Annotated in this window: 22 protein-coding genes and 1 pseudogene; 10 read left to right on the top strand and 13 right to left on the bottom strand. The window is 32.7% G+C overall.

Going from position 1 to position 25,197, the window contains the following annotated elements; genetic code table 11:
- Positions 1-163: 163 nt before the first annotated feature.
- The 6 genes from HNQ03_RS07670 to HNQ03_RS07645 all read right to left on the bottom strand — a co-directional run bounded on the left by HNQ03_RS07670 (position 164) and on the right by HNQ03_RS07645 (position 6,334).
- Complete coding sequence (locus HNQ03_RS07670; RefSeq protein ID WP_173779091.1) at positions 164-2,386, bottom strand: M1 family metallopeptidase; 2,223 nt, start codon at positions 2,384-2,386, stop codon at positions 164-166.
- Positions 2,387-2,480: 94 nt separating this feature from the next.
- Entirely contained in the window at positions 2,481-3,671 is a 1,191-nt protein-coding gene (locus HNQ03_RS07665) for a DUF3570 domain-containing protein (RefSeq protein ID WP_173779090.1), read from the bottom strand.
- A gap of 29 nt (positions 3,672-3,700) precedes the next feature.
- Positions 3,701-3,922: a DUF4266 domain-containing protein gene (locus HNQ03_RS07660; protein WP_173779089.1), complete on the bottom strand. Its 222-nt coding sequence runs from the start codon at positions 3,920-3,922 to the stop codon at positions 3,701-3,703.
- Positions 3,919-4,812: an FAD:protein FMN transferase gene (locus HNQ03_RS07655; RefSeq protein WP_194305170.1), complete on the bottom strand. Its 894-nt coding sequence runs from the start codon at positions 4,810-4,812 to the stop codon at positions 3,919-3,921. The genes HNQ03_RS07660 and HNQ03_RS07655 overlap by 4 nt, the downstream gene beginning before the upstream one ends.
- A gap of 39 nt (positions 4,813-4,851) precedes the next feature.
- Positions 4,852-5,292 carry a thioredoxin family protein gene (locus tag HNQ03_RS07650; protein WP_173779087.1) on the bottom strand — a complete coding sequence of 147 codons (441 nt, stop codon included), beginning with the start codon at positions 5,290-5,292 and terminating at the stop codon, positions 4,852-4,854.
- 160 nt (positions 5,293-5,452) lie between these two features.
- Positions 5,453-6,334 carry an SDR family oxidoreductase gene (locus HNQ03_RS07645; RefSeq protein ID WP_173779086.1) on the bottom strand — a complete coding sequence of 294 codons (882 nt, stop codon included), beginning with the start codon at positions 6,332-6,334 and terminating at the stop codon, positions 5,453-5,455.
- A 124-nt stretch (positions 6,335-6,458) separates the two neighbouring features.
- Here HNQ03_RS07645 and HNQ03_RS07640 point away from each other — a divergent pair, with 124 nt between their 5' ends.
- Complete coding sequence (locus tag HNQ03_RS07640; protein WP_173779085.1) at positions 6,459-6,971, top strand: hypothetical protein; 513 nt, start codon at positions 6,459-6,461, stop codon at positions 6,969-6,971.
- A 50-nt stretch (positions 6,972-7,021) separates the two neighbouring features.
- Entirely contained in the window at positions 7,022-7,216 is a 195-nt protein-coding gene (locus HNQ03_RS07635; protein WP_173779036.1) for a hypothetical protein, read from the top strand.
- 354 nt (positions 7,217-7,570) lie between these two features.
- Here the strand turns inward: HNQ03_RS07635 and HNQ03_RS07630 are convergent, their stop codons facing one another.
- From HNQ03_RS07630 to HNQ03_RS07620, 3 genes are all read right to left on the bottom strand, one after another.
- Positions 7,571-8,338, bottom strand: a complete 768-nt coding sequence (locus HNQ03_RS07630; protein ID WP_173779084.1) for a TatD family hydrolase — start codon at positions 8,336-8,338, stop codon at positions 7,571-7,573.
- 299 nt (positions 8,339-8,637) lie between these two features.
- Positions 8,638-9,594, bottom strand: a complete 957-nt coding sequence (locus HNQ03_RS07625) for a GSCFA domain-containing protein (protein WP_173779083.1) — start codon at positions 9,592-9,594, stop codon at positions 8,638-8,640.
- Positions 9,595-9,700: 106 nt separating this feature from the next.
- A complete protein-coding gene (locus tag HNQ03_RS07620; protein WP_173779082.1) occupies positions 9,701-10,672 on the bottom strand; it encodes a polyprenyl synthetase family protein in 972 nt (323 codons plus the stop codon).
- Between the two features lie 138 nt (positions 10,673-10,810).
- Here HNQ03_RS07620 and HNQ03_RS07615 point away from each other — a divergent pair, with 138 nt between their 5' ends.
- The gene (locus tag HNQ03_RS07615; protein ID WP_173779081.1) at positions 10,811-11,677 is read left to right on the top strand and encodes a GLPGLI family protein; all 867 of its coding nucleotides are present in this window, start codon (positions 10,811-10,813) and stop codon (positions 11,675-11,677) included.
- Positions 11,678-11,679: 2 nt separating this feature from the next.
- On the opposite strand, the gene mqo is transcribed toward HNQ03_RS07615, so the two are convergent.
- Positions 11,680-13,182 (bottom strand): malate dehydrogenase (quinone), encoded by a 1,503-nt coding sequence (gene mqo, locus HNQ03_RS07610; RefSeq protein ID WP_173779080.1) that lies wholly within the window; start codon positions 13,180-13,182, stop codon positions 11,680-11,682.
- 2 nt (positions 13,183-13,184) lie between these two features.
- A complete protein-coding gene (locus HNQ03_RS07605) occupies positions 13,185-14,216 on the bottom strand; it encodes an NAD(P)H-dependent glycerol-3-phosphate dehydrogenase (RefSeq protein ID WP_173779079.1) in 1,032 nt (343 codons plus the stop codon).
- 163 nt (positions 14,217-14,379) lie between these two features.
- Between HNQ03_RS07605 and HNQ03_RS07600 the strand changes: the two are divergent.
- The 7 genes and pseudogenes from HNQ03_RS07600 to HNQ03_RS07570 all read left to right on the top strand — a co-directional run bounded on the left by HNQ03_RS07600 (position 14,380) and on the right by HNQ03_RS07570 (position 22,988).
- A pseudogene (locus tag HNQ03_RS07600) lies at positions 14,380-15,373 on the top strand (M23 family metallopeptidase).
- Positions 15,374-15,651: 278 nt separating this feature from the next.
- Positions 15,652-17,769, top strand: coding sequence for a type IA DNA topoisomerase (locus tag HNQ03_RS07595; protein WP_173779078.1), 2,118 nt, complete (start codon positions 15,652-15,654; stop codon positions 17,767-17,769).
- A 149-nt stretch (positions 17,770-17,918) separates the two neighbouring features.
- Positions 17,919-18,413, top strand: a complete 495-nt coding sequence (locus HNQ03_RS07590) for an FKBP-type peptidyl-prolyl cis-trans isomerase (RefSeq protein ID WP_173779077.1) — start codon at positions 17,919-17,921, stop codon at positions 18,411-18,413.
- Positions 18,414-19,040: 627 nt separating this feature from the next.
- Entirely contained in the window at positions 19,041-20,435 is a 1,395-nt protein-coding gene (locus tag HNQ03_RS07585) for an RtcB family protein (protein ID WP_173779076.1), read from the top strand.
- A gap of 309 nt (positions 20,436-20,744) precedes the next feature.
- A complete protein-coding gene (prfH, locus tag HNQ03_RS07580; protein WP_173779075.1) occupies positions 20,745-21,443 on the top strand; it encodes a peptide chain release factor H in 699 nt (232 codons plus the stop codon).
- Positions 21,430-21,945: a tetratricopeptide repeat protein gene (locus HNQ03_RS07575; RefSeq protein ID WP_173779074.1), complete on the top strand. Its 516-nt coding sequence runs from the start codon at positions 21,430-21,432 to the stop codon at positions 21,943-21,945. Before prfH ends, HNQ03_RS07575 begins: the two co-directional genes overlap by 14 nt.
- Positions 21,946-21,998: 53 nt before the next feature.
- Positions 21,999-22,988: a M28 family peptidase gene (locus HNQ03_RS07570; protein WP_173779073.1), complete on the top strand. Its 990-nt coding sequence runs from the start codon at positions 21,999-22,001 to the stop codon at positions 22,986-22,988.
- A gap of 227 nt (positions 22,989-23,215) precedes the next feature.
- On the opposite strand, the gene HNQ03_RS07565 is transcribed toward HNQ03_RS07570, so the two are convergent.
- Positions 23,216-23,971: a murein L,D-transpeptidase catalytic domain family protein gene (locus HNQ03_RS07565; protein WP_173779072.1), complete on the bottom strand. Its 756-nt coding sequence runs from the start codon at positions 23,969-23,971 to the stop codon at positions 23,216-23,218.
- Between the two features lie 245 nt (positions 23,972-24,216).
- On the bottom strand, positions 24,217-25,158 hold the full coding sequence (locus tag HNQ03_RS07560; protein WP_173779071.1) for a DUF4349 domain-containing protein: 942 nt from the start codon (positions 25,156-25,158) through the stop codon (positions 24,217-24,219).
- Positions 25,159-25,197 lie beyond the last annotated feature (39 nt).

The following is a 25,197-nucleotide window of genomic DNA, read 5'->3' as shown; positions in this document are numbered from 1 at the left end:
CCTTTTTATTTTTTGCACTAAATAAAAAGATTGATTCTATTTTCATTTTTTTATTTGAATTATTGTAACTCGTTCTTCGTTTTGGGACCGAAAGGCGGATTAAGCTGCCATAAAAAAACTTCTCCATTTCTGAAGAAGTTTTGTAATATTTAAAAATTAAAATTTAGTCTTTTGTAAATTTAAAATCTGTACCACTTTGCAAAATGCTGAAACCTTTTTTGTCTGCATTGAATTGAATTTCTATTCCTGCCTGCTCAAAACTAAATTTGTTTGCACCTAGATATTCTAGTGGAAAAGCGGATTGTCCAGTAGCTTGCGCCATCAATTTTCCACCATCTTCCTTCATTTCAATTTTAATTGGCAATGCTGCGCTGCTAAATTTCCCAGTATAATCTGAAATCTTTATCGGATCAATTTTTACTAATTTATCAGACGTCCATTTGTTATTTTTTCTATTTACGTCTGGTAAGTTTCCGTTTGGATCTAATATTACAGATGCAATTTCTTTGGTAGAATTGATCTCAAAATTCCAAGATTTATTTCTCTTCCAAATTTCTACAGGCAGTGTTTTATTGTCCATAGTTCCATCTGCATATTTTATTTGAACATCTACTGGCATTGGCATTTGCTCCATATTCGAAATGGAAATGACTGCACCTTTTTTGTAATCTCCGTTCACGTATTTCACAGCATCTACCGCTTGATCTACCTTCCAGTTTTTAATAAACCATCCATTCCAAAACCAAGATAATTCTTCACCAGCTACATTTTCCATCGTGCGATAAAAATCTTCTGGTTGTGGATGTTTGAATGCCCATCTGCTGATGTATGTTTTGAAGGCTTTATCAAATCTATCTTTTCCAAGCACTGTTTCTCTCAACATTTGCAGACCAGCTGCTGGTTTGTAGTATGCTAGAATACCTAAATTCGCTTCTTTTAAATTATCTGGAGCTGTACTCACAGGTTCTAATCTATCGCTCATCAACATTGGTGCAGATGGACCTAAAGTTTGACGGTCTGCATATTCTCCTTTATTAAAATCTTCGCCAGAAACACTATTGATAAAAGTATTGAAACCTTCATCCATCCAAGCATATTTTCTTTCGTTGGAGCCCACAATCATTGGAAACCAATTGTGACCAAATTCATGATCTGTAACTCCCCAAAGCTCTGCACCTTTAGAATTTAAATTACAAAAAACGATACCTGGATATTCCATTCCACCTTCATTTCCTGCAACGTTTGTAGCATTAGGATAGGTGTACGGATACCATCTTTTAGACATATTTTCTATGGAATACTTCGTATATTCTGTAGATCTTCCCCATGCTGCATCTCCCATACTTTCAACTGGATACGCAGAAATAGCTAAAGATTTCTTACCATCAGGTAAATTAATTCTTGCTGCATCCAACATAAAAGCTGCGGAAGAAGCCCATGCAAAATCACGTGTATTTTCTATTTTAAATTTCCAAGTTTTTGTACCACTTGCAGATTTTGTAGCATTTGCATCTTCTGCAGAACGGATTATCACTGTTTTATCGCTATTTTTTGCTGCATCCCACTTGCTGATTTCTGAAGAACTGTAGACGTCTTTTGGATTTAATAATTCTCCCGAAGCAACTACATATTGATTGGAAGGAACGGTGATTTCCGCAGTTACATTTCCATATTCTAGATAAAATTCTCCTGCACCAAGGTAAGGAAGTGTATTCCAACCCATCACATCATCATACACACACATTCTTGGAAACCATTGTGCTATGGTGAAAATTTTACCATTTTTAGTAGGTTCAACTCCCATTCTATCAGATCCGTAATCTGGCGAAACGAAAGAATAATTTATTTTTAATACAATTTCGCCACCTTTAGATTTTAAATCTTGCGGCAAATCTACTTGCATTCTGGTATCTACAACAGTATATTTTGGACTTACTTTTGTAGCTTTCCCATTTTGGGATAAAATTTCTATGCTGGAAATTGTGTAACCACCATCAAATTCTTGACCTTTAGCTCCATTTCTACTTCCACCAGTTGGGATTACGGCGTTTCCGCGAGAATCTTTTTTAAATAAGTTCTGATCCATTTGCAACCAAAGAAATCCTAAATCATCAAAACTGTTATTTTTATAAGTAATTTCTGCTGATGCGGTAATTTCCTTTTTAGCATCGTTTAGACTAGCTACCAATTTGTAGTCTGCCCTATTTTGCCAATAATTATGACCAGGTTGTCCGCTTGCAGATCTTGTTTCTGTAGCATTATTTTGGTAAAAATTATTACTAAACGCTTCTGTATAATCATATTTAGAAGCAGTTTCTTGTGCAAAAGCAACGCTAGAAAAAGCGATTGCAATAGCCAAAAATGGTTTTGAAAAATTTAATTTCATTGGATAGATTTATTTAGGGATAAGTATGAAGTACTACTATATTTGTTACAAGTTAAAATTATTTTTTATATGTTTCCCTACTTAAAAACAAATTTTACTTAAACCTTAAATTTAAAGAAATAATATTCGATTTCATGCCGATAGATTTGGTGTAATGTCCATATCTTATTTCAAGCATATTCAATCTTGATACTCCAAACAAGCCGTTTTTTGGATTAAAACGGATTCCTGCTCCATAAAAATTACTATTAAATGTAGATAAATCGTAGTTGCTGGTATAAAAATCATCAAATGCGGTATGCTCTTGATATGGCGAAAAATATTTGGTTCCTGTTTGCGTATAATACCTGTAAAAAGGGCTTACAGAAACAAATGGCGAAATTTTCACAGGTGCTTCTATATTAAATGTTTGAGATTTCAAACCCCAATTATCGGTGTAATATCTGTAATATGTTTTAAAAATAAATTGATCGCCCAAAAAATAATTGGCTCGAATGCCTATCGGTAGTTTAAATCTTTTATTGGGTAAATTTTCTTGATGAACCGTATTATCATTAAAATAAACACGATGAAATGGCAAACTTAAATACCCAGTTTGTTGCACTGCATCCGTCATCAATTCAACCTGAAAATTATGATTGATAATTTGCGAATACGATAAAGAAACTGCGTATGTACTTCTACCACTCGTTCCGTAATTATCATGTTCCCCACCATTTGAGTTTCCTGTCCTTAATTCGATTGGTGCAATTAAAGTAACTTGATCTTGAAAAGTTTGAAATTTTGCAGTAAACTCTCCCATTTTGTTTGGCGTTTTTTGAGAAAAACCAATATTTGCTCCAATAGATTGATAATCAAACTCTCCGGAATAAGAAACTCCTGCCATTATTGTACTTCCTTTGGTTTCATTTTCTCTGCTCCATCCAAGAGAAGGATAAAATCTTGTGTCTGCACTTGAAGCGGAAGAATTTGCTTTTAAATCTATTTGATCTGAAGATGCGGAAGTATAATGATCGATACCAAGATCAAAAGTGAATTTATTTTTCCTTAATTTACTGTCGTTTTTCACTAAAACTACATCAATAGAATTGGAAATATCTGTTAGTTTTTCTGAACCAATTCCACCTGTAACTGCAGAATTATTGCCATCTTGTTTATAATAACTTGATACAAGGTTTACCTCTTCTAAAGTTAATTTTTTTGAAGGTTCAGAATTGGTATTCTCTTGTGCTTTTGCGTTAAAGATGCCGAAAAGCGCAATGATACTGATGAATATTTTTTTCATTATTTAAAAATATAAAATTTAGAACTCTATTAGTTACAACCGCAACCACCACCAACTTTTCCTGCATTTGCACCAGAAGATCCTTCCCTATACGATTGAAAGTTGAGTTCTGTTTTTTCTATTGTCCTATTTCCAAGTGCCATTTCGGCATCATTTAGTTTATTTTTTTCATATTCTTTCACAACCGTGCAAGAGTGAATTAAAGAAAAAAAGAAAAATCCGATTGCTAATTTCAGCCCAATTTTTTTCATTTGAAATTAATATTTTTAGATGAATGAATTTTATTTTTGTCATCAATGATGATGCATTCTACTTGATGAATTTGATTTATGAGATTTAGTGCGTCTTTTGTTTCCATAATCCCGACAGGTGTTGCCATTGCATCTGCAATTTCTGCGTTTGGACAAATAATCGTAACACTTTTGATTCCGGAAATTGGAATTCCAGTTTTTGGATTGATGGTATGAGAATATTTTTTGCCATCGATGATTACAAATTTCTCGTAATTACCAGAAGTTGCGATAGAAGTATCGGTAATATTAAGGTATGAAAATGGCAAAGTTGCATTTTCTGGATCTGCAATTCCTATAGTCCAAGGTTTTCCATCTGCTTGAGTTCCCCAAGTTGTAAGATCTCCGGAAGCATTTACAATACCAGAAACAACACCTCTTCTTTGTAAAATATTTTTTGCCATTTCTGCTGCATATCCTTTACCAATACCTCCGAAACCAATTCTCATTCCTTTTTCTTTCAATAAAACTGAATTGTTTTCATGGTTTAAAAGTATATTTTTATAATTCACTAATTTTAGTTGATTTTTTATCAATTCTGGATTTGGAAGTTGCTGCATTTCTCTATCAAAATTCCAAAACGTTTTATCTATTCCGCCATAAGAAATATCGAAAAAACCATCTGTAATTTGGCTGATTTTTAAACTTCGTTCTATCAATTGAAAAACTGCTGCATCTACTTCTACATAATCAATTCCAGCATTTTTGTTGATGAGATTTGTTTGGCTAATTTCATTAAAAGTAGTAAGCAAAATTTCTATTCTTTGAATTTCCGAAATAGCGGTTTCTATATGTTCAAAAGCCATATTTTCATCATCATTTACGACAGTGATTTCAAAAATATTTCCCATTAATTTTTGAGATTTTCGGAATACTTTCTGCACTTTTATTTACTTTTTATGGTAAAAAGCTAAAATTTCTTGTGTAAAAGATTTCGCATCTTCGGTTGGTAAACCTTCCCAAGTTTTCAAGATTTTTCCATCAGCATTCAATAAAAGTGTCAGAGGAAACAAACCTTTAGCATTGTATTGATCTGCAAGAGCAGTATTTTCCTTTTTAAGATTTGCAGCAATTTGATTTTTTTTATTTCTTGGAAAATCTGCATTGAGATATACAATTACACCATCGTTTGTCAATTTTTTGAAATCATCAGATTCAATAATATTTTTATGCAATTTTATACAGGGAATACACCAATCTGAACCAGAAAAATTGAGCAAAATTAATTCATTCTTTTCCAATGCTGTTTTTTTTGCTAATTCAAAACGAGTTTGTGCATTTGTAAATCCTAAAAAAAATAGGAAAGCAAAGATTGAAAATAGTGTTTTCATTTTTGATAAATTTTAAATATTTTGCATTGAAACGCAAAATTGAATATATTATTTGTGAAAAAAATTTTTATATTAAATATTAACATTATTTTAACCAATAAAAAACCCTTTCATGCTTTGGAAGGCTGAAAGGGTAAGTATAATTAGTCGGCATAAAATTCTACGAATTCTTTTTCGCACGTATCATCGCTTCCATTTGATCCCACATTTCTTGCGGAATTGCTTCCAGCATATTAAATTCTCCTGCTCCTTGAAGCCATTCTCCACCATCAATAGTTACTACTTCTCCATTCACGTAAGCAGAAAAATCTGAAACCAAATAGGCTGCAAGATTTGCCAATTCTTGATGTTCTCCTACTCTTCTCAACGGAACTTTTTTTCTCATGTCAAATTTTTCTGCTAAATCTCCTGGTAAAAGTCTTTCCCAAGCTCCTTTTGTAGGAAATGGACCAGGTGCAATTGCATTGAATCTGATATTATATTTCGCCCATTCTACCGCCAAACTGCGTGTCATCGCCAAAACCCCAGCTTTTGCGCAAGCAGAAGGAACTACATAAGCAGAACCTGTCCAAGCATAAGTAGTTACAATATTAAGTACCGTTCCAGGAATTTTATTATCAATCCAATATTTCCCGATAGAAAGTGTGCAGTTTTTTGTGCCTTTCAAAACGATGTCTAAAATAGAATCAAACGCAGAATGCGTCAACCTTTCTGTTGGTGAAATAAAATTTCCGGCGGCATTATTTAGTAAAATATCTATTTGCCCAAACTCTTTGATGGCCGCATCTTTCATGGCTTCTACTTCGTCCCAATTTCTTACATCGCAAGCTACACTAAGTATTTTTCCGCCAGTTTGCTCCTCCAGTTCCTTTGCCGTATTTTGCAACTTTTCTAAATTTCTAGAAGTGATGACTACTTTTGCGCCTAATTCTAAAAAATATTTTGTCATTGCTTTTCCAAGACCGCTACCTCCGCCAGTTACGATGGCTACTTTATTTTTTAATGCATCTTCACGAAGCATTGGTTGTGTGTATAAACTCATAATTTTATTTTAATTTTAATAAGTCTTAAATTTAACACTAATTATTTAGCAATGAAAATTATTATTTGGTAAAAATAATGTGATGCCCACTAATTTGTATATTTGCTATAAATTGATTAAAAAAATGAAAAATAAGCAATTACTTTTCTTGATCCTCTTTACTTTCATATTAATACAATGTAAATCGCAAAATTTTGGATTATCAATTTCGACAATAAAAAAAATTGAATCTATTTACACAAAAGATGATGAGATATATTTGACAAAATTAAAGACAGAAAGCAAAAAACTTGCTGATAGTTGTGAGAAAAATAAACTGAATTGCTTTTTTGATCCTTTTGAAAAAGCTCCAACATTTGCTGGCGGAATAAATAAATTCAGAGAATTAGTTTATAAAAATATTGATCAAACTAAAATTAAAAAATCTTCAAAAGCGAGAATAAAATTCAGTGTAGAGAAAAATGACAAAATTGCAGATATTTCAGTAAATAGTGATGATAAAGATTTACGTAAGGAAATTTTTCGGGTTATGAATTTAGATGAAATAAAAAATAAATACTGGCAATCTGGAAAAATTTCCAATAGAAAGGTGTTATATTTATTTGAGTTTGAATTAGAATTTAATGATAAAAAATAAAAAAAAATATTATAAAAATAAATTATTTAATAATGGAAAATATAGCGAAATTGAAAAAATCAGAAAATGAAAGCGAAAACTTTGCAATGTTAGAAAAAAAACTAGTAAAAGCAATGAATCTTGTTTATGTTAATTTAATTAAATTTAAAAAAGAAAAAAACTCACCGTTGGTGGTTATGCGAGAGGGAAAAATCGTGCATATAAAAGCAGAAGATTTGGAAATGCCATTGATAAAAAATGATTAATTTTCTTCGATATTTTGGGCTAATTTCTTATTCATTAATTATATTAAATGGATCAATGATTGCTCTGCCATTTTTCTTTTGGCTGCTTTTTACAATTTTTGATTTCGGGAATATCGATCAGTTATTTGCGATATTTGCTCTGGTTGGTATTATCCTAAATTTTACTAAATTAAAAAATTATGTACCAATTGCTTTAATATCATTCATATTAATGCTATCACCAATTTTAAGTAGGTTATACCAGGTTCCTAATCATCTTTTCAATTACAATGGTTTCAAAATTCCACTGTTGTTATATTTTATTTCTTTCTCAACTATGATATCGCTTTTAATAAAAAAGAAAATTTTTACAAATTAATTTCTTCCAAATATCCTCTCCGCATTTTCCGTTGTAATTCTATCAATCTCGGAAAATTCAACACCGTAAATATCTACCAGTTTTTCTGCGACCAAATTCACGTAAGAACTTTCATTTCTTTTTCCACGATGCGGAACGGGTGCCAAATAAGGCGAATCTGTTTCTAATACGACATTATCTAATGGAATCTCCTTTAAAAACTGATCTATTTTTCCATTTTTGAAGGTGACAACTCCTCCTATTCCTAATAAAAATTGCAAATCTATCGCGTGTTTCGCTTGTTCTAAATTACCAGAAAAACAGTGGAAAATTCCTCTTAATTTTGGATGTTTTTTTCTTTCTAAAACTTCAAAAACTTCATCAAAACTGCTTCTGGTATGGATTACGATAGGAATATCTCTTTCAATTGCCCAATCTATCTGAATTTCAAAAGCTTTTACTTGAATATCTAGTGTAGATTGATCCCAATATAAATCGATACCGATTTCGCCAATTGCACAAAATTCTCTTTTATCTAGATAATTTTTAACAATTTCCAATTCCTTTTCCCAAGATTCTGGCTTCACAGAACAAGGATGAAGTCCCATCATTGCTGTAATATTTTTAGGAAATTCAGATTCTAAACTCAACATAGATTCATGCGTTTCCGAATCTATAGCTGGCAAATAAAAATGGAAAACACCATCTTCAATTGCTTTCTGAATGATAGAATTTCTGTCTTCGTTAAATTCTGTAGAATATAAATGGGTGTGCGTGTCTATCATTATAATTGATTATTGATAAAAGATGATTGATGTAAAATACTTGATGAAAAAGTTATTATATTTTCGGAAGTCTAACGCAATATTTAGCAGCCCGACTTGAGTGGAAATCCTTTTTGTGTAGCGAAGCGGAACAAAAAGATTGGGAACGGAAGGCGGATTAAGCTGCCCAAAAAAGGATTGCTTTGCCGACCATAAAACGGGACAGGCTGTTCCTCGCAATGACTCACTTCACAATTAGTGCTAAACTTTGTCAAAGCACAATTTTTACGCTGAAAGCTTTGTCAAAGTGAGGCAGAATCTTAAAGATTAAAAATCTTGTGCTTCACTTTCGCTTGATGTTCTTTCATTTTTATTTCTAAATTTCGCTGAAATTCTAGATATTTGATGCTTTTGCTATCCGAAGGTTTATGTTGCAAACTTTGTTTTATTTTCAAGCTCTCTGCAATAAATTCTTTTGTTTGAGAAGAAAAATAGGCATCCCCAAACTTTTCCCAAATATAATGTATCGCTTGAGAATTCGGGTGTATCATGTCTTCTTTGTAAAAACGATAATCTCGCAAATCGTCCATCATTATTTCGTAAATTGGTAGATAATGCACATTTTTTTCGGCATAAATGGTTTGATGCAATGCTGTAATCAAGTTAGATTTGCTCCAGGTATTTTCTATTATCCCATCTTTCGTATGTCGAACTGGCGAAATGCTGTACAAAATCTGAACATTATCTTTGCAAATGTCTTTTAATAATGAAATTGATTCTGAAATTGATTCGCAAATTTCTACATGAGTGAGCAATCTTTTCTTAAAAAATTTTGCAGGAATTTTGTGACAGTTCGCTACCAGAACATTTTTGGGCAAAAATTCATAAATAAATGAAGTTCCCAAAGTGATAATTACCCAATTTGCTTGTTGCAGAAACTGCTTTCCTTTTTCAATTTCTGAATTTATTTTTTCTAATGCCAAATGCGGAAACTGCGCCGTGAAAGAAGAATGATGATCCAAAGAATGCACCTCATCTTTGTACAGTACCAAATCTTCTTCGGTATATTTTTCCCCAGAATGCATTTTTTTTATGGCATTATTGATGCTGAAAGGATTAAACAAGGTTCCAAAAGGATTGTTGAAAACCTGCAATTGCCCATCTGCCAAAAGATTAGAAATTTCTGTAGAAAAGCAAGATCCTATGGAAAATATGGCGTGGTTTGTCTCTATTTTAAAATCCGAAACGGGGATATCTACTTCTGTGCGGAATTTCATTTTTAATTTGAATTGTGAAAATTTGAAAATTTGAGAAGGTAAAAATTTGAGAATGCTTTGATAATTTAATTTTCAAATTGGCTAATTCTCAAATTAACTCATTATTTTAACTATCTCTTCTTAAAAGATAATTCGCCAATTCTATGAAAGGTTTCTTTTTTTCTTCTGGAGCATCCATTTTTTGCAAATATTCCTGAGCGATTTCGTTGTGCTTTTGTACCAAACGCAATGTTTTTTCGTCTACTTTTGTTCTGCGGAATATTTTTTCTACGCCATAAACTTTATCAATGTTGTCTGTTTTTTTGGAATACCAAAAGTCCAATTCTTTCTCTTCTTCTTCTGTTGCATGTTCTTTTGCGAGAAGATAAAGTACGGTTTTTTTGTTTTCGTAGATATCTCCGGCATGTTTTTTACCAAAGCTTTCTTGTTCACCAAAAACATCTAGATAATCGTCCATTATTTGGAATGCAATCCCGATATGTTTTCCAAAATTAAAGATTGCTTTTGCATTTGCATAATTTGCACCAGCGATTAATGCTCCTATTTCAAAAGAGCAAGCGCTCAACATCCCTGTTTTGTAGGTAATCATACGAATATAATCATTGTACGTCACGTCTTCTTTTACTTCAAAATTGATGTCGTATTGTTGGCCTTCACAAAGTAATAATCCTGTATGCGTAAAGATTCTAATGCAAGCTTTAAATAATTCTGGTTCTAAATCTTCAAAATATTTGTAGGCTTTTAGTAATAATGCATCTCCAGAAAGAATTCCTGTATTCAAACCATAAACGGTATGAATTGTTGGTACATTTCTACGAAGCGGAGCTTCATCCATAATATCATCATGAATTAGCGTGAAATTGTGAAAAAATTCTATGGCTAAAGATGGTTTTATAGCTTTTTGCAAATCTCCGCCAAAAAGATCACATGCCATGAGAACCATTATCGGACGCAACCTTTTTCCACGATGACCGATAATGTAATTCATTGGTTCATAAAGTTCTACAGGTTTTTCCTTAAACTTGTATTTTTCTATTGCTGCGGTAATAATTTCTTGATAACGATCTAAAAATTCCATAAAAAATCTTAATTTTCACAAAAATACAATTTTGAAATAATTTTTGGGTTATAAATAGAAAGTTGTTTAAAAATTTAGTAAAAAAAAGTAATTCTATTCTTTTAAAAAAAAGTATTTTTACTAGAATATTTTCCAATTATGAATTTGAAACCATTATTTACAATCGCATTTTTATTTATTTTAAATTTTGCTAGCGCACAAAACAATCAATTTATATATGATTACAAATTTAAAATGGATTCTCTGAACCGAGATCAAGTGGAAAATGAAGTAATGATGCTTGAAACTTCTAAAGAAGGTTCTAAATTTTATAGCTATGTAAAGTATGTTTACGATTCTACGATGACGGCTACTTTCAAACAGGCAAATATGAAATCTCAAACCAATTTTGATTTCACAGGACTGAAAAACGCTAAAGTTAAATTTTCTGTAACTAAGAAATACCCAAATTTTTCGACGATTTTGCGCACAGAAATAGGTTCTACAGATTTACTACTAGAAAGTAAAGATAAACTGGTTTGGAAAATAACCCCAGAAAAAGATGAAATTTTGGGCTACAAAGTGCAAAAAGCGACCACAAAATGGGAAGGTAGAAATTGGATTGCTTGGTTTGCAACTGCGCTTCCAATACAAGATGGGCCGTATAGATTTTTTGGTTTGCCAGGTTTAATTTTAAAATTAGAAGATGCGAAAGGCGATCATCAATTCAATATAATTGCTATTAAAAAAAGCGACGAAATATTAAATCAAAAAATTAATTTTGGCAAATCTCCCACAGAAATATTGGTAAGCGAAGAAAAATTTAGAAATCTATGGGCAGATTATAAAAAAGATCCTGCGAAAGATTTTAGACAAACTTTAAATTCTAATACAAAGTTATCTGTATCTGTTACGTTCGATGGTAAAACGTACAACGGTGATGAAATGGCGCGACAAATAGAAAAGGAAGGTAGAGAGAGCATAATATCTACCAACAATTTTATTGAATTGAACCTTTATAAATAAGCTTAATAATTTAATTCTAATTTTTCTTTAGAATAATTCCGGATTTGCTCTGTTAATTCGGCATTTTCAGAAAGTTTTTGGCCATAACTTGGGATTATTTCTAATAATTTTTCTCGCCATTCATTTTGAATTTTATCCGGAAAACATTCTTCTAAAACATGTATCATGGCAGAAGCTGCCGTTGATGCTCCAGGTGAAGCGCCCAAAATAGCGGCAATAGTTTTATTTTTATTGATGACTACTTCTGTCCCAAATTCCAATTTTCCACCGTCTTTTTCATCTTTTTTGATAATTTGCACTCTTTGTCCGGCTTCCAAAAGTTCCCAATCTTTTTCGTCTGCATCTTTTACAAATTGCTGCAAAGCGGAAATTCTTTGAGCTTTAGACATCGTAACTTGCTGTATCAGGTATTTCGTTAATGGTAAATTGTGCCACCAAGCTCCAAAAAGTGAACGTATATTTGAGAAATTAACGCTATCTGGTAAATCTAAATAACTGCCTTTTTTCAAAAATTTTGTAGAAAAACCTGCAAAAGGACCGAAAAGTAGGGATTTTTTGCCATCAATTATTCTTAAATCCAGATGCGGAACGCTCATTGGTGGAGCATCCAAAGCTGCTTGTGTATAAACTTTGGCTTGGTGTTGAGCAATTAAATCTTCATTATGCGAAACCAACCATTGCCCAGAAACCGGGAAACCGCCATATCCTTCACTTTCTTCTATGTCTGAACTATCCAATAATGGCAAAGCATAACCTCCTGCTCCTACAAATACAAAGTTTGCAGAAACGTGCTGGCTTTCTGCAGACATTCTATTTTTAACTTTCATCTTCCAAGTGCCGTCTTTTTCTAGGTCCAAATCTTTCACTTCATGATAAAGAAAAACATCTACCAAAGAATCTTCTGCTAAAAAGCGCCCCATTTTTCTCGTTAAACTTCCGAAATTCACATCGGTTCCTAAGTCAATTTTCGTGGCCGCTAGAATTTCGTTTTCTTTTCTTTTAGACATTATTAGAGGAATCCAATCCTTCAATTGCTCAAAATCAGTAGAAAATTTCATGTCTTTGAAGAGCGGAGAATCTGTCATTTTTTGATGTCTTTTCCTCAAAAATTCAACATCATTTTCCCCAAAAACCAAACTCATGTGTGGGCAAGAATTAATAAAAGTTTTGGGTTCTGCTATGTGATTTTTGGAAATCAAATAAGACCAAAACTGTTTGGAAACCTCAAATTGTTCTGCAATCTTCTCTGCTTTAGAGATATCAATTGTTCCATCTTCCTTTTCTGGCGTATAGTTGAGTTCACAAAAAGCTGAATGTCCTGTTCCAGCATTATTCCATGGCGCAGAACTTTCTTTGGCAAACCTTCCCAATCTTTCAAAAATGGCAATTTTAAGATGAGGTTCAAATTCGTGAAGTAAAGTACCTAATGTGGTACTCATAATTCCACCTCCGATTAAAACAACATCGTAATGATCGAGAGGAATTCTGTTGGTTAGTTCGTTCATTTTTAATTTAACTTTTGTGTCAATTTTTTAAAAGATTTTTCCGCATTTTTTTCTTCATACAAAATTTGATAAACCGTTTTGATAATTGGTAGATCTAATCCTTTTTCTTTGCTCGTTTTGTATACAGAATCTGCTGCATAATATCCTTCTGCAACCATATTCATAGATTGTATTGCAGATTTTACGGTATATCCCTTCCCAATTAAATTTCCTAAACTTCTATTTCTAGAAAATAAAGAATAAGCTGTAACCAATAAATCTCCCAAATATGCACTTTCATTCACATCTCTTGGTTCTTCATAAATTGCTTCCAAAAATATCTCCATCTCGCGAATAGCATTTGAAACCAAAACTGCGGCAAAATTGTCTCCATATCCCAAACCGCTTGCCATTCCGGCACCAATGGCATAGATATTTTTTAAAATCGCGCTATATTCATTTCCCAAAATATCTTTACTGGTATGTACTTTTATAAAATCTGAAACGAATAATTTCTTCAAAACTTCGCCCACAACTTCCTCCGCACTGGCGATGGTAAGATACGACAATCGCTCCATTGCGACTTCTTCTGCGTGACAAGGACCTGCAATTACAGCTTGACATTTGAAGCCAATTTTAAACACATCTCGTAAATAATGTGCGACTACATCATTGTGCTTCGGCACGATACCTTTGATGGCAGAAACGAAAATCTTATTAGAATAATCGCAAGTCATCTTTTCTATCGTATCTGATAAATAGATAGATGGTGTGGCTAAAATAATGACATCGCATTGAGAAACCAACTCATTGATATCGGTTGTTATTGCAAGATTGTCTTTTTTAAAACTTACAGAAGTAAGATAAGTAGGATTGTGTCCGCGCAGTTCAATAGCACCTTTCACAAATTCATTTCTCACGCACCAATGCACCAATTTAGAATTTTCTACCAGCATTTTTACAATTGCTGTAGCAAAACTTCCGCTACCTACAACCCCAACTTGAGGATTTGTAAGTTCAGAAATGTGTTTTTTTTTCAAATTATTTTCAGACATAATTTCTTTTGAATAAATACAAATATAGATAAAAGCAATTATGAATGCAACCTAATTTGTAATGTGGTTCATATGATTTTTTAATTTTAAAAATAATTATTTATAGCACAATATTTTTATATTTTTGGCGTCTTGTTAAATTATAAATTCATCCTCATAGTTCATGAAAAGACTAAAAAAATTAAAAAATAAGAAGAGAAATAGCTTCATAATTTTAATAGTATTATCTTCAATCATATTTGCGCAAGCATTAATAATTGCAAAGTTTTATAAAGAAAAACAAGATAAAAAATACGTGGTAAATCTTGTCGCCATCAATAAAGAAAAAGATAGTATAGATTACCCTCAATTGAAAAATGATCTGGAAAATGTAGATCGTCTAGTGAACTCACTCAATGGCTATTTGAAATCCAAAAACATTGGTAATGAAAACGTGGAAACACTTGCAAAAGATAGTTTAAATAATACCATCTATCTCGCACAATCAAGCAATAGATACAGCCAATATCTTGTAGATCTTCAAAATAAATTGATGGGTGTTCCCATAGGAATTCCTGCAAAAGGCTATATTTCTTCTCAATTTGGCAAAAGGAAAAATCCTATTCCATCAAAAATTATTGCTAAAAAAACGGAAACAGTTCCTTCTCCAATTCCATCCGTGGATAATGAAACAAACATCAATACTGCGCCGCAAATTTTAAAAATAAGAGACAGTCTTGGAAATGTGATTGATGAAATTACCATCTATCCAAAAATAAAGGCGTCTGTAGCAAATGCAGTAAAAACACCTCCACAAAAACCGGCGGTACGAGAAGAAAACAATGCACCGAGTGAAGCAGATCAAATTCAATTTCACAAAGGTTTGGATATTGCCGTAGCGTATGGATCTCCTGTGAATGCTGCAGCTGCAGGAACCGTTATTTTCTCTGGTGTGAAAGGTGGTTATGGAAATTGCGTCATCATTTCACACGGAAATGGTTTGGCAACTTTATATGGTCATTTATCCGAATTGTTGGTGAAAGCCAATGACCAAGTGTTTAGCAATCAACTTATTGCAAAATCTGGAAATACCGGAAGATCTACTGGTCCACATTTGCATTACGAAGTTCATAAAAAACAATGTACCCGTAAATCCTAAATTGTTTTTGAATTTTTAGAATACTTTAACACAAAAAGCACAAAAGCATTATTATAATGTCTAGTGAAGAATAATGGATGAAATTTATTTTACGCTAAATTTATCAAAGCGGAAAACAATCTCTTTATCCTTTTCTAAAGAATTTTTAAAAAAACGTTTACCAAAAAAATCAAAGATTTTTCAAACTATTATTTTCTTATATAAATCTAAATAAGAAGTATTTTAATAAAATTTATGTGTTAAAAATGTTTCTGTCCTAAATTTTTTAGTTGAAATTTGCACCACAATTAATGTTGAATGAAATTATGTATCGCAGAAAAACCCAGTGTAGCCAGAGATATTGCAAAAGTCTTGGGCGCAAATGTTGCCAAACAAGGCTATTATGAAGGCAATGGATATTGTGTAACCTATACTTTTGGGCATTTTTGCACGCTCAAAGAGCCTCATGATTATTCTGCGCACCTCAAATCTTGGAATTTATTTTCGCTTCCCATTATTCCCAATCCTTTTGGAATAAAATTAATAGACAATCCTGGCGTAAAAAGACAATTTGAAACCATAGAAAAATTAGTTTTAGAATGCGATGAAGTCATCAATTGTGGTGATGCAGGACAAGAAGGTGAACTCATCCAACGTTGGGTTTTGCAAAAAGCAAAGTGCAAAAAACCCATAAAAAGATTGTGGATTTCTTCGCTCACAGAAGCTGCCATCAAAGCTGGATTTTCTAATTTGAAACCTTCAGAAAATTATCAAAACCTATATTTAGCCGGCAATGCAAGAGCAATTGGAGATTGGCTTTTGGGCATCAATGCAACAAGATTATTCACCAAAAAATTTGGCGGAAACAAAATTGTACTTTCTGTAGGACGAGTTCAAACGCCCACTTTAGCAATGATTGTCTTGCGACAAAAAGAGATAGATGCTTTCAACACAGAAGAATATTGGGAACTGAAAACTCGCTATCGAGATGTCGTTTTCAATGCGGCAATAGATCGATTAAAAACAAAAGAAAAAGCTGAAAAAGGATTAGAATATTTAAAACAAAATGAGTTCGAAATTGTTTCTTTTGAAATAAAAGAAGGCAAAGAAAAAAACCCCAGATTGTTTGATCTTACCGCTTTGCAAGTAGAAGCCAATAGAAAATATGGCTATTCTGCAGAAAATACTTTAAAGTATATCCAAAGTTTGTACGAGAAAAAACACACCACTTATCCTCGTGTAGATACTACCTATTTATCAGAAAGTTTGCACCCACAAATTCCAGGAATTTTGCAAAGCATGCATTTTTACAAAGAATTAATAGCACCACTTTTGTTGCAACCGATACCCAATTCTAAAACAGTTTTTGATGATTCTAAAGTTACGGATCACCATGCAATTATTCCCACAGAAATTCCGCCAACTACCCAATTAAGCAAAGAAGAAAAGCTTATATATGATTTGGTTGCAAAACGTTTTATCGCTGTTTTCTATCCAGAATGCAAAATCTCAAACACTTTGGTAGAAGGACAAGTTGGTAGCATTCCATTCAAAACTTCTGGTCGGCAAATTTTAGAATTAGGATGGAGAGAAGTTTACATAAAAGATAAAAAAGAAGATACAGACAAAAAAGAGAAAGATGAAGAGCAAAGCATTCCAGAATTTAAAATAGGCGAAAAAGGCGCTCACAAACCACTCATTCATCAAGGAAAAACCAGTCCGCCAAAACCATATACCGAAGCTACATTGCTGCGAGCGATGGAAACTGCGGGAAGGCAAATAGATGATGAGGAACTTCGAGAGGCAATGAAAAATAGCGGAATTGGCCGACCTTCTACCCGAGCCAATATTATAGAAACACTATTTCGCAGAAAATATATAGAGCGAAAAAAGAAAAATATACTGGCCACATCCACCGGAATTCAATTGATAGATACCATAGATGATGATTTGCTGAAAAGCCCAGAACTCACGGGAGAATGGGAATATAAACTGCGCAAAATTGAAAGTGGAGAATATGATGCCACCCAATTTAAAAATGAGCTGATAGAAATGGTCACCAATCTTACCAAAAAAGTAATTCATGAGAAAGCCAAAGCAATTGTAATTCAAGAAGATACAGCGGTAAAAAGCACAACAAAAGCAGTTGCGAAAAAACCGACAAAAACCACTTGGGAAGATTTGGATTGCCCAAAATGCAAGACTCAAAAATTAATGAAAGGCAAAACCGCCATCGGTTGTTCCAATTTTAAAGATTGCGGTTTCAAAATTCCCTTTGAAATCTTTGGTAAAAAACTGACGGAAAAGCAAATTCAGGATTTAGTAATGAAGAAAAAAACCAGCAAATTAAAGGGTTTCAACAATCATCCAGAAAACATTTCGGAAGGAGTTTTAATCTTAAATAATCAAAATCTGGTTGAATTACAGGCAATTTAAATTTTTAAAAGTATATTTTTTAGCAATCAAAAACTCAAATTATTTTAAGTAAATTTCGCATCAAAAATCAATCTGAAAGAAAATTCTTACCTTTGTATTTAGTAAATAATAACATCCGGGAAAAACAAAATCCCAAACAATTTTAAGAGATGACAGTAGAGAAAAATCACATCGTATCCGTACATTACACCCTAAATGCGATTGAAGAAAATGGCCAACAAACATTCATAGAAAAAACAGAAGCAGATCTACCATTTACATTTTTGTATGGTGTAGGAATGATGTTGCCAAAATTTGAAAAAGAATTAGAAGGTATGATAGCCGGTGACAAAAAATCTTTTACCATAAAGCCAGAAGAAGGTTATGGTATTCGCAATGAAGAAGCCAAAACACAACTTCCAATCGCAATGTTTGAGCAATCCGGTCTTCCACCAATTGGCGCAATTTTACCTTTGCAAGATCCAGAAGGAAACCAAATAAATGCAATGGTAATGGAAGTAACCGCAGAAACCGTGAATGTAGATTTAAATCATCCAATGGCAGGTCAAACCTTAAATTTTGATATAGAATTAGACTTCACAAGACCAGCTACAGAAGAAGAATTGAGCACTGCACCAATAGGAAACAGCTCGCAACAACAATAAAATTTAATTTTTAAAAACAGAAAAGCTGCAATCTAATTGCGGCTTTTTTTGTTTGAATTATCAGCAAATTCATGACGTAAATTACAACAAATTGATAAAAAATTCTACAAAAGTTTGCAGTTTCAAAAATAATCCTATATTTGCACCTGAAAATTAAGTCTAACAATTAAAAAACAACGAAGCCATGTTCAAATTTACACAGCATTCAGCAGTAGGATTGCCACTTTTGGTGGTGCAGCTTCGTGGTATGGTACATTCTTAATACAACAATTTTGAAATATACAAACCCGAAGTCGCAAGATTTCGGGTTTTTCTTTGGATAAATTTCACACCACAAAATTTCCCGATTTCTTTTTAAAGGAAAACCGTTTCCATTTCAAAATTTTACAAAAAATATTTGATTTGGAGCTAATTCCCGCTATCCGTTGCAATCTTTTTTTCAAATGCAAAAAAAGGATTTCCACTTCTATCGGGGCTAGAAAAGTATTTCCGCCTACAAAACTATCAACCAATTCAACAACTAAAAAGAATAGATTTTTTTGAACAATAAATTCAACACACGAATTGAAAATCATTTATCAATCATCTTATATCAAATATCTTATATCTTATTTCAAATATCTCTAAATGGGAACTTTAAAACTCAAAGGAAAAGACCTTTTAAAACTGGGATTTCCAAACAATCAAAGCATCAATATCGCATTAGAAGTTATGAAGAGAAACTTCGCGACAAAAAATATACATCACGTGAAAACACTATTAAAAAACATACTACACGAACCTCAAAATTTTGCAGACGACCTCACTTTTGGTCAGATTGCAGAAGCACTTTTAACCTCAAATAAAACAGAAAAAAGAATGCTGTTACAAAATAGAGTTCCGTTTCAAATATTCGGAAACAATATTTCAGACGAAACCAAAAACCAACTGTACACCGGTTTGAAATTACCAATTTCTGTGCAAGGCGCATTAATGCCAGATGCACATCTCGGTTACGGATTGCCGATTGGCGGCGTTTTGGCGGTAGAAAATGTGGTAATTCCGTATGCAGTTGGAATGGACATCGGTTGCAGAATGAGTTTAAGCATTTTGGATACGCCAATTTCTTACCTAGATGGCGCAAAAGACAAATACGAAAAAGCCTTGGCAGAACACACCAAATTTGGAATGAACGAAGTGCATAAAACTCACATCGACAATGAAATTTTCGAGAGAGACACCTTTGATTTAATCCCCATTCTAAAAAGAATGAAAGGAAAAGCCCACAAACAAATGGGAACTTCTGGTGGCGGAAATCATTTTGTGGAATTTGGAGAAGTAGAAATCACGGAAGAAGAAGCACAAATTGATTTACCAAAAGGCAAATATTTGGGTATACTTTCGCACAGCGGATCTCGTGGTTTTGGAGCAGAAATTGCGCAATATTATTCAAGAGTTGCAGCAGAGCAATGTCCATTACCAAAGGAAGCGCAAAATTTTGCCTGGCTTTCTCTAGACTCGCATCTTGGTTTGGAATATTGGACCGCAATGACGCTTGCCGGAGATTATGCATCGGCTTGTCATGACGATATTCACCGCAGATTGCTGAAAGCAGTTGGCGGAAGAGTGAAAGCTAGAATAGAAAATCACCACAATTTTGCGTGGAAAGAAATTCACAACGGAAAAGAAGTGATCGTTCATCGAAAAGGAGCAACACCAGCAAACGAAAACGAACTGGGCATTATTCCTGGCTCAATGACGGCAAAAGGTTTTATCGTACGTGGAAAAGGAAATCCAGATTCTCTACATTCTGCTTCTCATGGTGCTGGAAGACAACATTCTAGAGGAGCTTGCAAAAATTTATTTACGCAAAACGACATCAAAAAGGAGTTGAAATTAAAAAAAATCACCTTGCTTGGTGGAAGTACGGAAGAAGCACCAATGGCTTATAAAAACATCAACGAAGTGATGAATGCCCAAAGCGAATCGGTAGATATTCTGGGAACTTTTCAACCGAGAATTGTGAGGATGAAAGGGAAATGATGGATGATAGATGATAGATGATAGATGATAAATAATGAAAATCGACAATTTATCGAAGGAAATCTTCTTAAAATTTAAATTTTAGTAAATGAAAAATAATATTGAAAAAAAGCGACTATTTGCTCTCGTCATTTCTGACGAGATGAGTGGATCCCGATTTTTCATCGGGAGAGAACGGAAGGCATAAACGAAATTGAAGCGAAGGCTTTAATTGAAGTTTACGAACGAAGTTCATGTCTGCCAAAAAAATAAAATGATAGATATTCGACAAAGTCAAATGTCTGCCCAAAAAATAATTAATAATAAAAAATGGACAAAATAATACAGATTTCTTCTGGAAGAGGACCTTTGGAATGCCAATTTGTAGTGGCAAAAGTGCTGAAGGTTTTCCTAGAAGAAGCTACAGAAAACAAAATAGAATACGAAATCATCCACAGAGAAACGGGCGATGAAAATTTAACTTTAAAATCCGCAAGCTTACTTTTGAAAGGCAAAAATGCAGAACAATTTCTGAAAACATGGATTGGAAGCATCTGCTGGATTGGCAAAAGCACCTTCCGAAAATTGCACAAAAGAAGCAATTGGTTTATCGGGGTTTTTGAACTGGAAAATGTAATGAAAATAGAATTTAACGAAAAGGATATTCAATTTCAAACCACCAGAAGCCAAGGAAGTGGCGGACAAAACGTGAATAAAGTAAGCACCGCAGTTCGTGCTACACATTTGCCTACCAAAATTTCGGTTTTTGTGCAAGACACGCGTTCGCAATTGGAAAATAAGAAAATTTCTATCGCAAGATTAAAAGAAAAAGTTTTGGAATTAGATTTAAAAAAAATAGAAAATCAAATGCAAGAAACGTGGAAAAATCAAATAGAAATAGAGCGTGGAAATCCTGTGAGAACTTTCTCTGGCAATGATTTCAAAAAAAGTACTGCCGATAAAACCTTTAAAACAAAAAGAGGCAGACTGAAAAATGAACTAAAAAAAGAACAAAATGAACTTAACTAAAAATAAATATTACTTTGAAGCTTTAGATTGCTTTCCGTACAATTTACCAGAATGCTTGGAAGCCTTAAACTACGCACTTTCCTACGATCCGGAAGATGCAGATGCTTTGTGTTTGATGGCGAGAATCCATTCTGAAATATTGAAAGATTATGAAACCGCGAAAAAATATTTCGCCGAAGCAATGATGCATGATGTCGCAAATATCAACACGCCAGAGTTTTACATCAATTGTTTGATCAATAATGAAGATTTTGAAGAGGCAGAAAAATTAATTAATTATTCCTCAAAAATAAAAGGAATAGACCAATCTGTAATTTGGATTTTGCGCTCTTATCTTTCAGAAAAGAGAGGGAATTTCATCAACGCGATACATTTTTTAGAAAAAGCGAAAAAATATTGCTTCAATTCTTGTAGTTTGGAACACATCAAAGAGCGAAAAAAATTTGTTAAATCTAAAATTATAAAGAAAAAATCTAAAAAGAAGACGAAGGAAACCGATTGAGGTTTCCTTTTTTTGATTTAAAGAATGTACCTTTATATCTATTTTTAAAAACAATGAAAAAGAATTCTACAAATAACAATAAATCATTTTCTTGGAAAAAATTTTTCTTTTTTTCTGCACTGATCCTGTTTGCATTTCTCTCTTTCCAATTTTATGAACCTAAGTATCCTGCAAAAATCTTAGATAAAAAAACGGATTCAACTTTGGTGAAAAAACATTTGAATGCACTTACCGAAATACCAAATTTTAGAAACGCTGATCATTTATCACAACTAGATTCTACAGCAAATTACCTCAAAAAAGATTTTGAAAAATATGCTGATGACGTTTCCTTTCAAAATTTTGAAGTTGATGGCAAAAATTATAAAAATGTAATTGCCTCTTTTGGTACCGAACATAAAAGCAGAATTATAGTTGGTGCGCATTACGATGTTTGCGGAGAGCAAGCTGGAGCAGATGATAATGCTTCTGGAACTACTGCGCTTTTGGAATTAGCAAGAATGTTAAAAGGCGAAAAACTGAATTTTAGAATAGATTTGGTGGCTTATACTTTGGAAGAACCACCCTATTTTCGGACAGAAAACATGGGAAGTTACATTCATGCAAAATCTTTGAAAGATAAAAATATTGATGTTTTTGGGATGGTTTCTGTCGAAATGATTGGTTATTTTTCTGATGAACCCAATTCTCAAGATTATCCACTCGGTTTGCTTTCAATTTTTTATGGCGACAAAGGTAATTTCATCACGGTTGTGAAAAAATTTAATGCTGGAAAATTTGCCAACGCATTTAATAAAACCTACAAAAAATCTGGTCAAATAAAAACGCAAACTTTCACGGCACCTCAATTTCTGCAAGGCATAGATTATTCTGATCACCTCAACTATTGGAAATTTGATTACAGCGCTTTGATGCTCACAGATACTTCATTTTTTAGAAATAAAAACTACCACAAAGCAAGTGATACCGTAGAAACTTTGGATATTCCGAGGATGTGCAAAGTAATAGACGGTTTGTATTATACTTTGAAAAATTTAGAGTAAATTATTCAGTACACGACATAAAATAAAATGTGAAAAATTTACCGCAAAAGCAGATGTTTTTTAGACTGAAAAAGATTAAAAAATTTAAAAGTCAAATATTTTCAAACTTATTTTAACTTTTCCACTACTTTTTTAGCAGTTTGCTTTTGTTCCTTTTATGGTTGAAAATTTTTGTCATGTACTAAAATTAATTGTAAAAAATTCAGTCCGTTGGAAAGGAATTACAATTAAATTGTAGTCTTCAACCATTTTGAATTTGCCAAATAATTTTGATCTGGAGCATAAATAAAAAGGCAATTTTTTCCTTTAATGGTATTTATTATTGGCTCTGCCAATTCTTTTGGAACTGCCGGACAACCCCAACTTCTGCCCAATCTTTTTTCATTTTTTATGAAATTTTCACTCACATAATCTGCGCCATGCATTACAATTGCGCGTTCTAGCGCTTTATCATTATAACCATCATCCATCCCAAGAAGTTTTAGAGAATATCCGTTGGATCCGTCGTAAGTGCTTTCTGTAATGTAAAAACCAAGACTGCTTTGCAAAGAACTTTCAGTATTAGAAAATTTTTCTGCAAATTCTTCGCCTGTATTTTTTCCGTGAGCCACCAAAGAATTAAAAACCACTTTCCCTTCGTGCACATCTATTACCCACAATCTTTTTACATTTGACGATAAAGAAAAATCACAAATCGTTAGCAGATGAGAATTTCCATCTAATTCACCCGCTTTTTTCAAGTTTTCAAAACCAAGAAATGCTTTATAAAAAACATCCGCATTTAGCCGATTTATATTTTCAAAATTAATAGAAAGATAAACTTCTTCTGCCAAACTAGACGCTTTTTTTGCAGGCGCTTCTTTTTTTGCAATTGGTAGTATCATTAAATTATTTTTTTCTGTAATAAATTTTCGCGTATCTCGCTTGTAGAAAGATGTAGATAAAAATAGAACGGAAATTAATAATAAAAATACTTTTTGCATAAAAAAATTGTTTAATAAATCAGATTGCAAAAATACAATTATTTAATTATCAAGCAGTTAAATATTAGTAATTTAACTCTTATTTAAGAAAAATTTAACGTAAATAGCTACTACAAAAATCGAATACTGCTTTTATTTTTAGCAAAAAAAAAGGAAACCTCAAAAAAGATTCCCTTTTTATATTTAATTTTTCAAAATTTATTTAAATCCCTTTCTTGTATTTATCGAAATGGAATTCATTTAAATTAAACTTTTTCCGCTTTCTTTTTTTTCACGAAATAATAAACAATTCCACCAATTAAAAATACTGGCCAAAAAGGTAAAATAAATAAGAAAATCTCTTGTATCACATTCCAACCACTTCCTACAGCACCCAAAGTTCTTCCACCAAAACTTGTTGGTGTTGTAGCAACACTAGCATTTTCTGTATTGTTCGCCAAAGTAATTTCTAGATTGCAAATAGAATTTTTGGCATAATCTTGTCCGGTAATTTCTACATTTCTGGAGACAATTTTTCCTACATAATTTTCTAAATCTTGGATCAAATATTCAGATTTTTCTAATGGAACAGCTACTTTCAAATAGGTATATTCTTCATCATTATAGCTAGAATTTTTTTCATTTTTAATGATTCCATCATATTTTTCAATCTGTTCTTTCGTTGCATCTTTCGCCAAAGAAACATCTTCTACCAGAATTTCCAATTGTCCATTTTTCACAATTCTTGGAGCTGCTTCTTGCTTTTCTGCTCTTGGTGTTTCTCTGTAAACAACCTTCGTTTCCCGAATAATTTTTGGAGCAGTGCTTTTTGTATTCACTTTTGTTGCAATAGAATTTTTCACAGAATCTATTTTCTGTTGTGCTATTTTAATTTCAGAAACAATGGTTTTTCTTGTCGCAGAATCTAATTCTTTAGCTACTTTTTCTGTTAGCAGTTCTTTTTCTTCTTTCAATTCTGCAATTTTTCCTTCAGCAGTTCCTTTTATGGTTGCCAAAGCAGCATCTGTTTGCTCTTTCGTCAGTTTTGGAAGATTATCTAGAGAGCTAGAAACAGAATCTGCGCTCATCGTAGATAAATTTTCAGCTATTTCAGAATTTTCTACGGCGTTTTTCGCAGCATCTACCTCACTTTTTTGGCAAGCAATTAAACTAAATACAGTTATTAATGTTAAAACAATTTTTTTCATAATAGAATATTTTTATTGGTGATTATTTGATATTGTAAA

The organism is Frigoriflavimonas asaccharolytica (genome assembly GCF_013294015.1).
Taxonomy (GTDB): Bacteria; Bacteroidota; Bacteroidia; order Flavobacteriales; family Weeksellaceae; genus Frigoriflavimonas; species Frigoriflavimonas asaccharolytica.
This window is presented reverse-complemented; position numbering and strand designations above follow the sequence as displayed.

Coding starts and splice junctions, on each gene's coding strand:
- HNQ03_RS07655 (WP_194305170.1), bottom strand. CDS start 4,812: ATGGGAAATATTTTTGAAATCACTGTCGTAAATGATGATGAAAATATG.
- HNQ03_RS07615 (WP_173779081.1), top strand. CDS start 10,811: ATGAATTTGAAACCATTATTTACAATCGCATTTTTATTTATTTTAAAT.
- HNQ03_RS07630 (WP_173779084.1), bottom strand. CDS start 8,338: ATGATAGACACGCACACCCATTTATATTCTACAGAATTTAACGAAGAC.
- HNQ03_RS07585 (WP_173779076.1), top strand. CDS start 19,041: ATGGGAACTTTAAAACTCAAAGGAAAAGACCTTTTAAAACTGGGATTT.
- HNQ03_RS07660 (WP_173779089.1), bottom strand. CDS start 3,922: ATGAAAAAAATTGGGCTGAAATTAGCAATCGGATTTTTCTTTTTTTCT.
- HNQ03_RS07620 (WP_173779082.1), bottom strand. CDS start 10,672: ATGGAATTTTTAGATCGTTATCAAGAAATTATTACCGCAGCAATAGAA.
- HNQ03_RS07665 (WP_173779090.1), bottom strand. CDS start 3,671: ATGAAAAAAATATTCATCAGTATCATTGCGCTTTTCGGCATCTTTAAC.
- HNQ03_RS07640 (WP_173779085.1), top strand. CDS start 6,459: ATGAAAAATAAGCAATTACTTTTCTTGATCCTCTTTACTTTCATATTA.
- HNQ03_RS07670 (WP_173779091.1), bottom strand. CDS start 2,386: ATGAAATTAAATTTTTCAAAACCATTTTTGGCTATTGCAATCGCTTTT.
- HNQ03_RS07560 (WP_173779071.1), bottom strand. CDS start 25,158: ATGAAAAAAATTGTTTTAACATTAATAACTGTATTTAGTTTAATTGCT.
- HNQ03_RS07645 (WP_173779086.1), bottom strand. CDS start 6,334: ATGAGTTTATACACACAACCAATGCTTCGTGAAGATGCATTAAAAAAT.
- HNQ03_RS07625 (WP_173779083.1), bottom strand. CDS start 9,594: ATGAAATTCCGCACAGAAGTAGATATCCCCGTTTCGGATTTTAAAATA.
- HNQ03_RS07575 (WP_173779074.1), top strand. CDS start 21,430: ATGAACTTAACTAAAAATAAATATTACTTTGAAGCTTTAGATTGCTTT.
- HNQ03_RS07605 (WP_173779079.1), bottom strand. CDS start 14,216: ATGTCTGAAAATAATTTGAAAAAAAAACACATTTCTGAACTTACAAAT.
- prfH (WP_173779075.1), top strand. CDS start 20,745: ATGGACAAAATAATACAGATTTCTTCTGGAAGAGGACCTTTGGAATGC.
- HNQ03_RS07650 (WP_173779087.1), bottom strand. CDS start 5,292: ATGAAAACACTATTTTCAATCTTTGCTTTCCTATTTTTTTTAGGATTT.
- HNQ03_RS07590 (WP_173779077.1), top strand. CDS start 17,919: ATGACAGTAGAGAAAAATCACATCGTATCCGTACATTACACCCTAAAT.
- HNQ03_RS07595 (WP_173779078.1), top strand. CDS start 15,652: ATGAAATTATGTATCGCAGAAAAACCCAGTGTAGCCAGAGATATTGCA.
- mqo (WP_173779080.1), bottom strand. CDS start 13,182: ATGAACGAACTAACCAACAGAATTCCTCTCGATCATTACGATGTTGTT.
- HNQ03_RS07565 (WP_173779072.1), bottom strand. CDS start 23,971: ATGCAAAAAGTATTTTTATTATTAATTTCCGTTCTATTTTTATCTACA.
- HNQ03_RS07570 (WP_173779073.1), top strand. CDS start 21,999: ATGAAAAAGAATTCTACAAATAACAATAAATCATTTTCTTGGAAAAAA.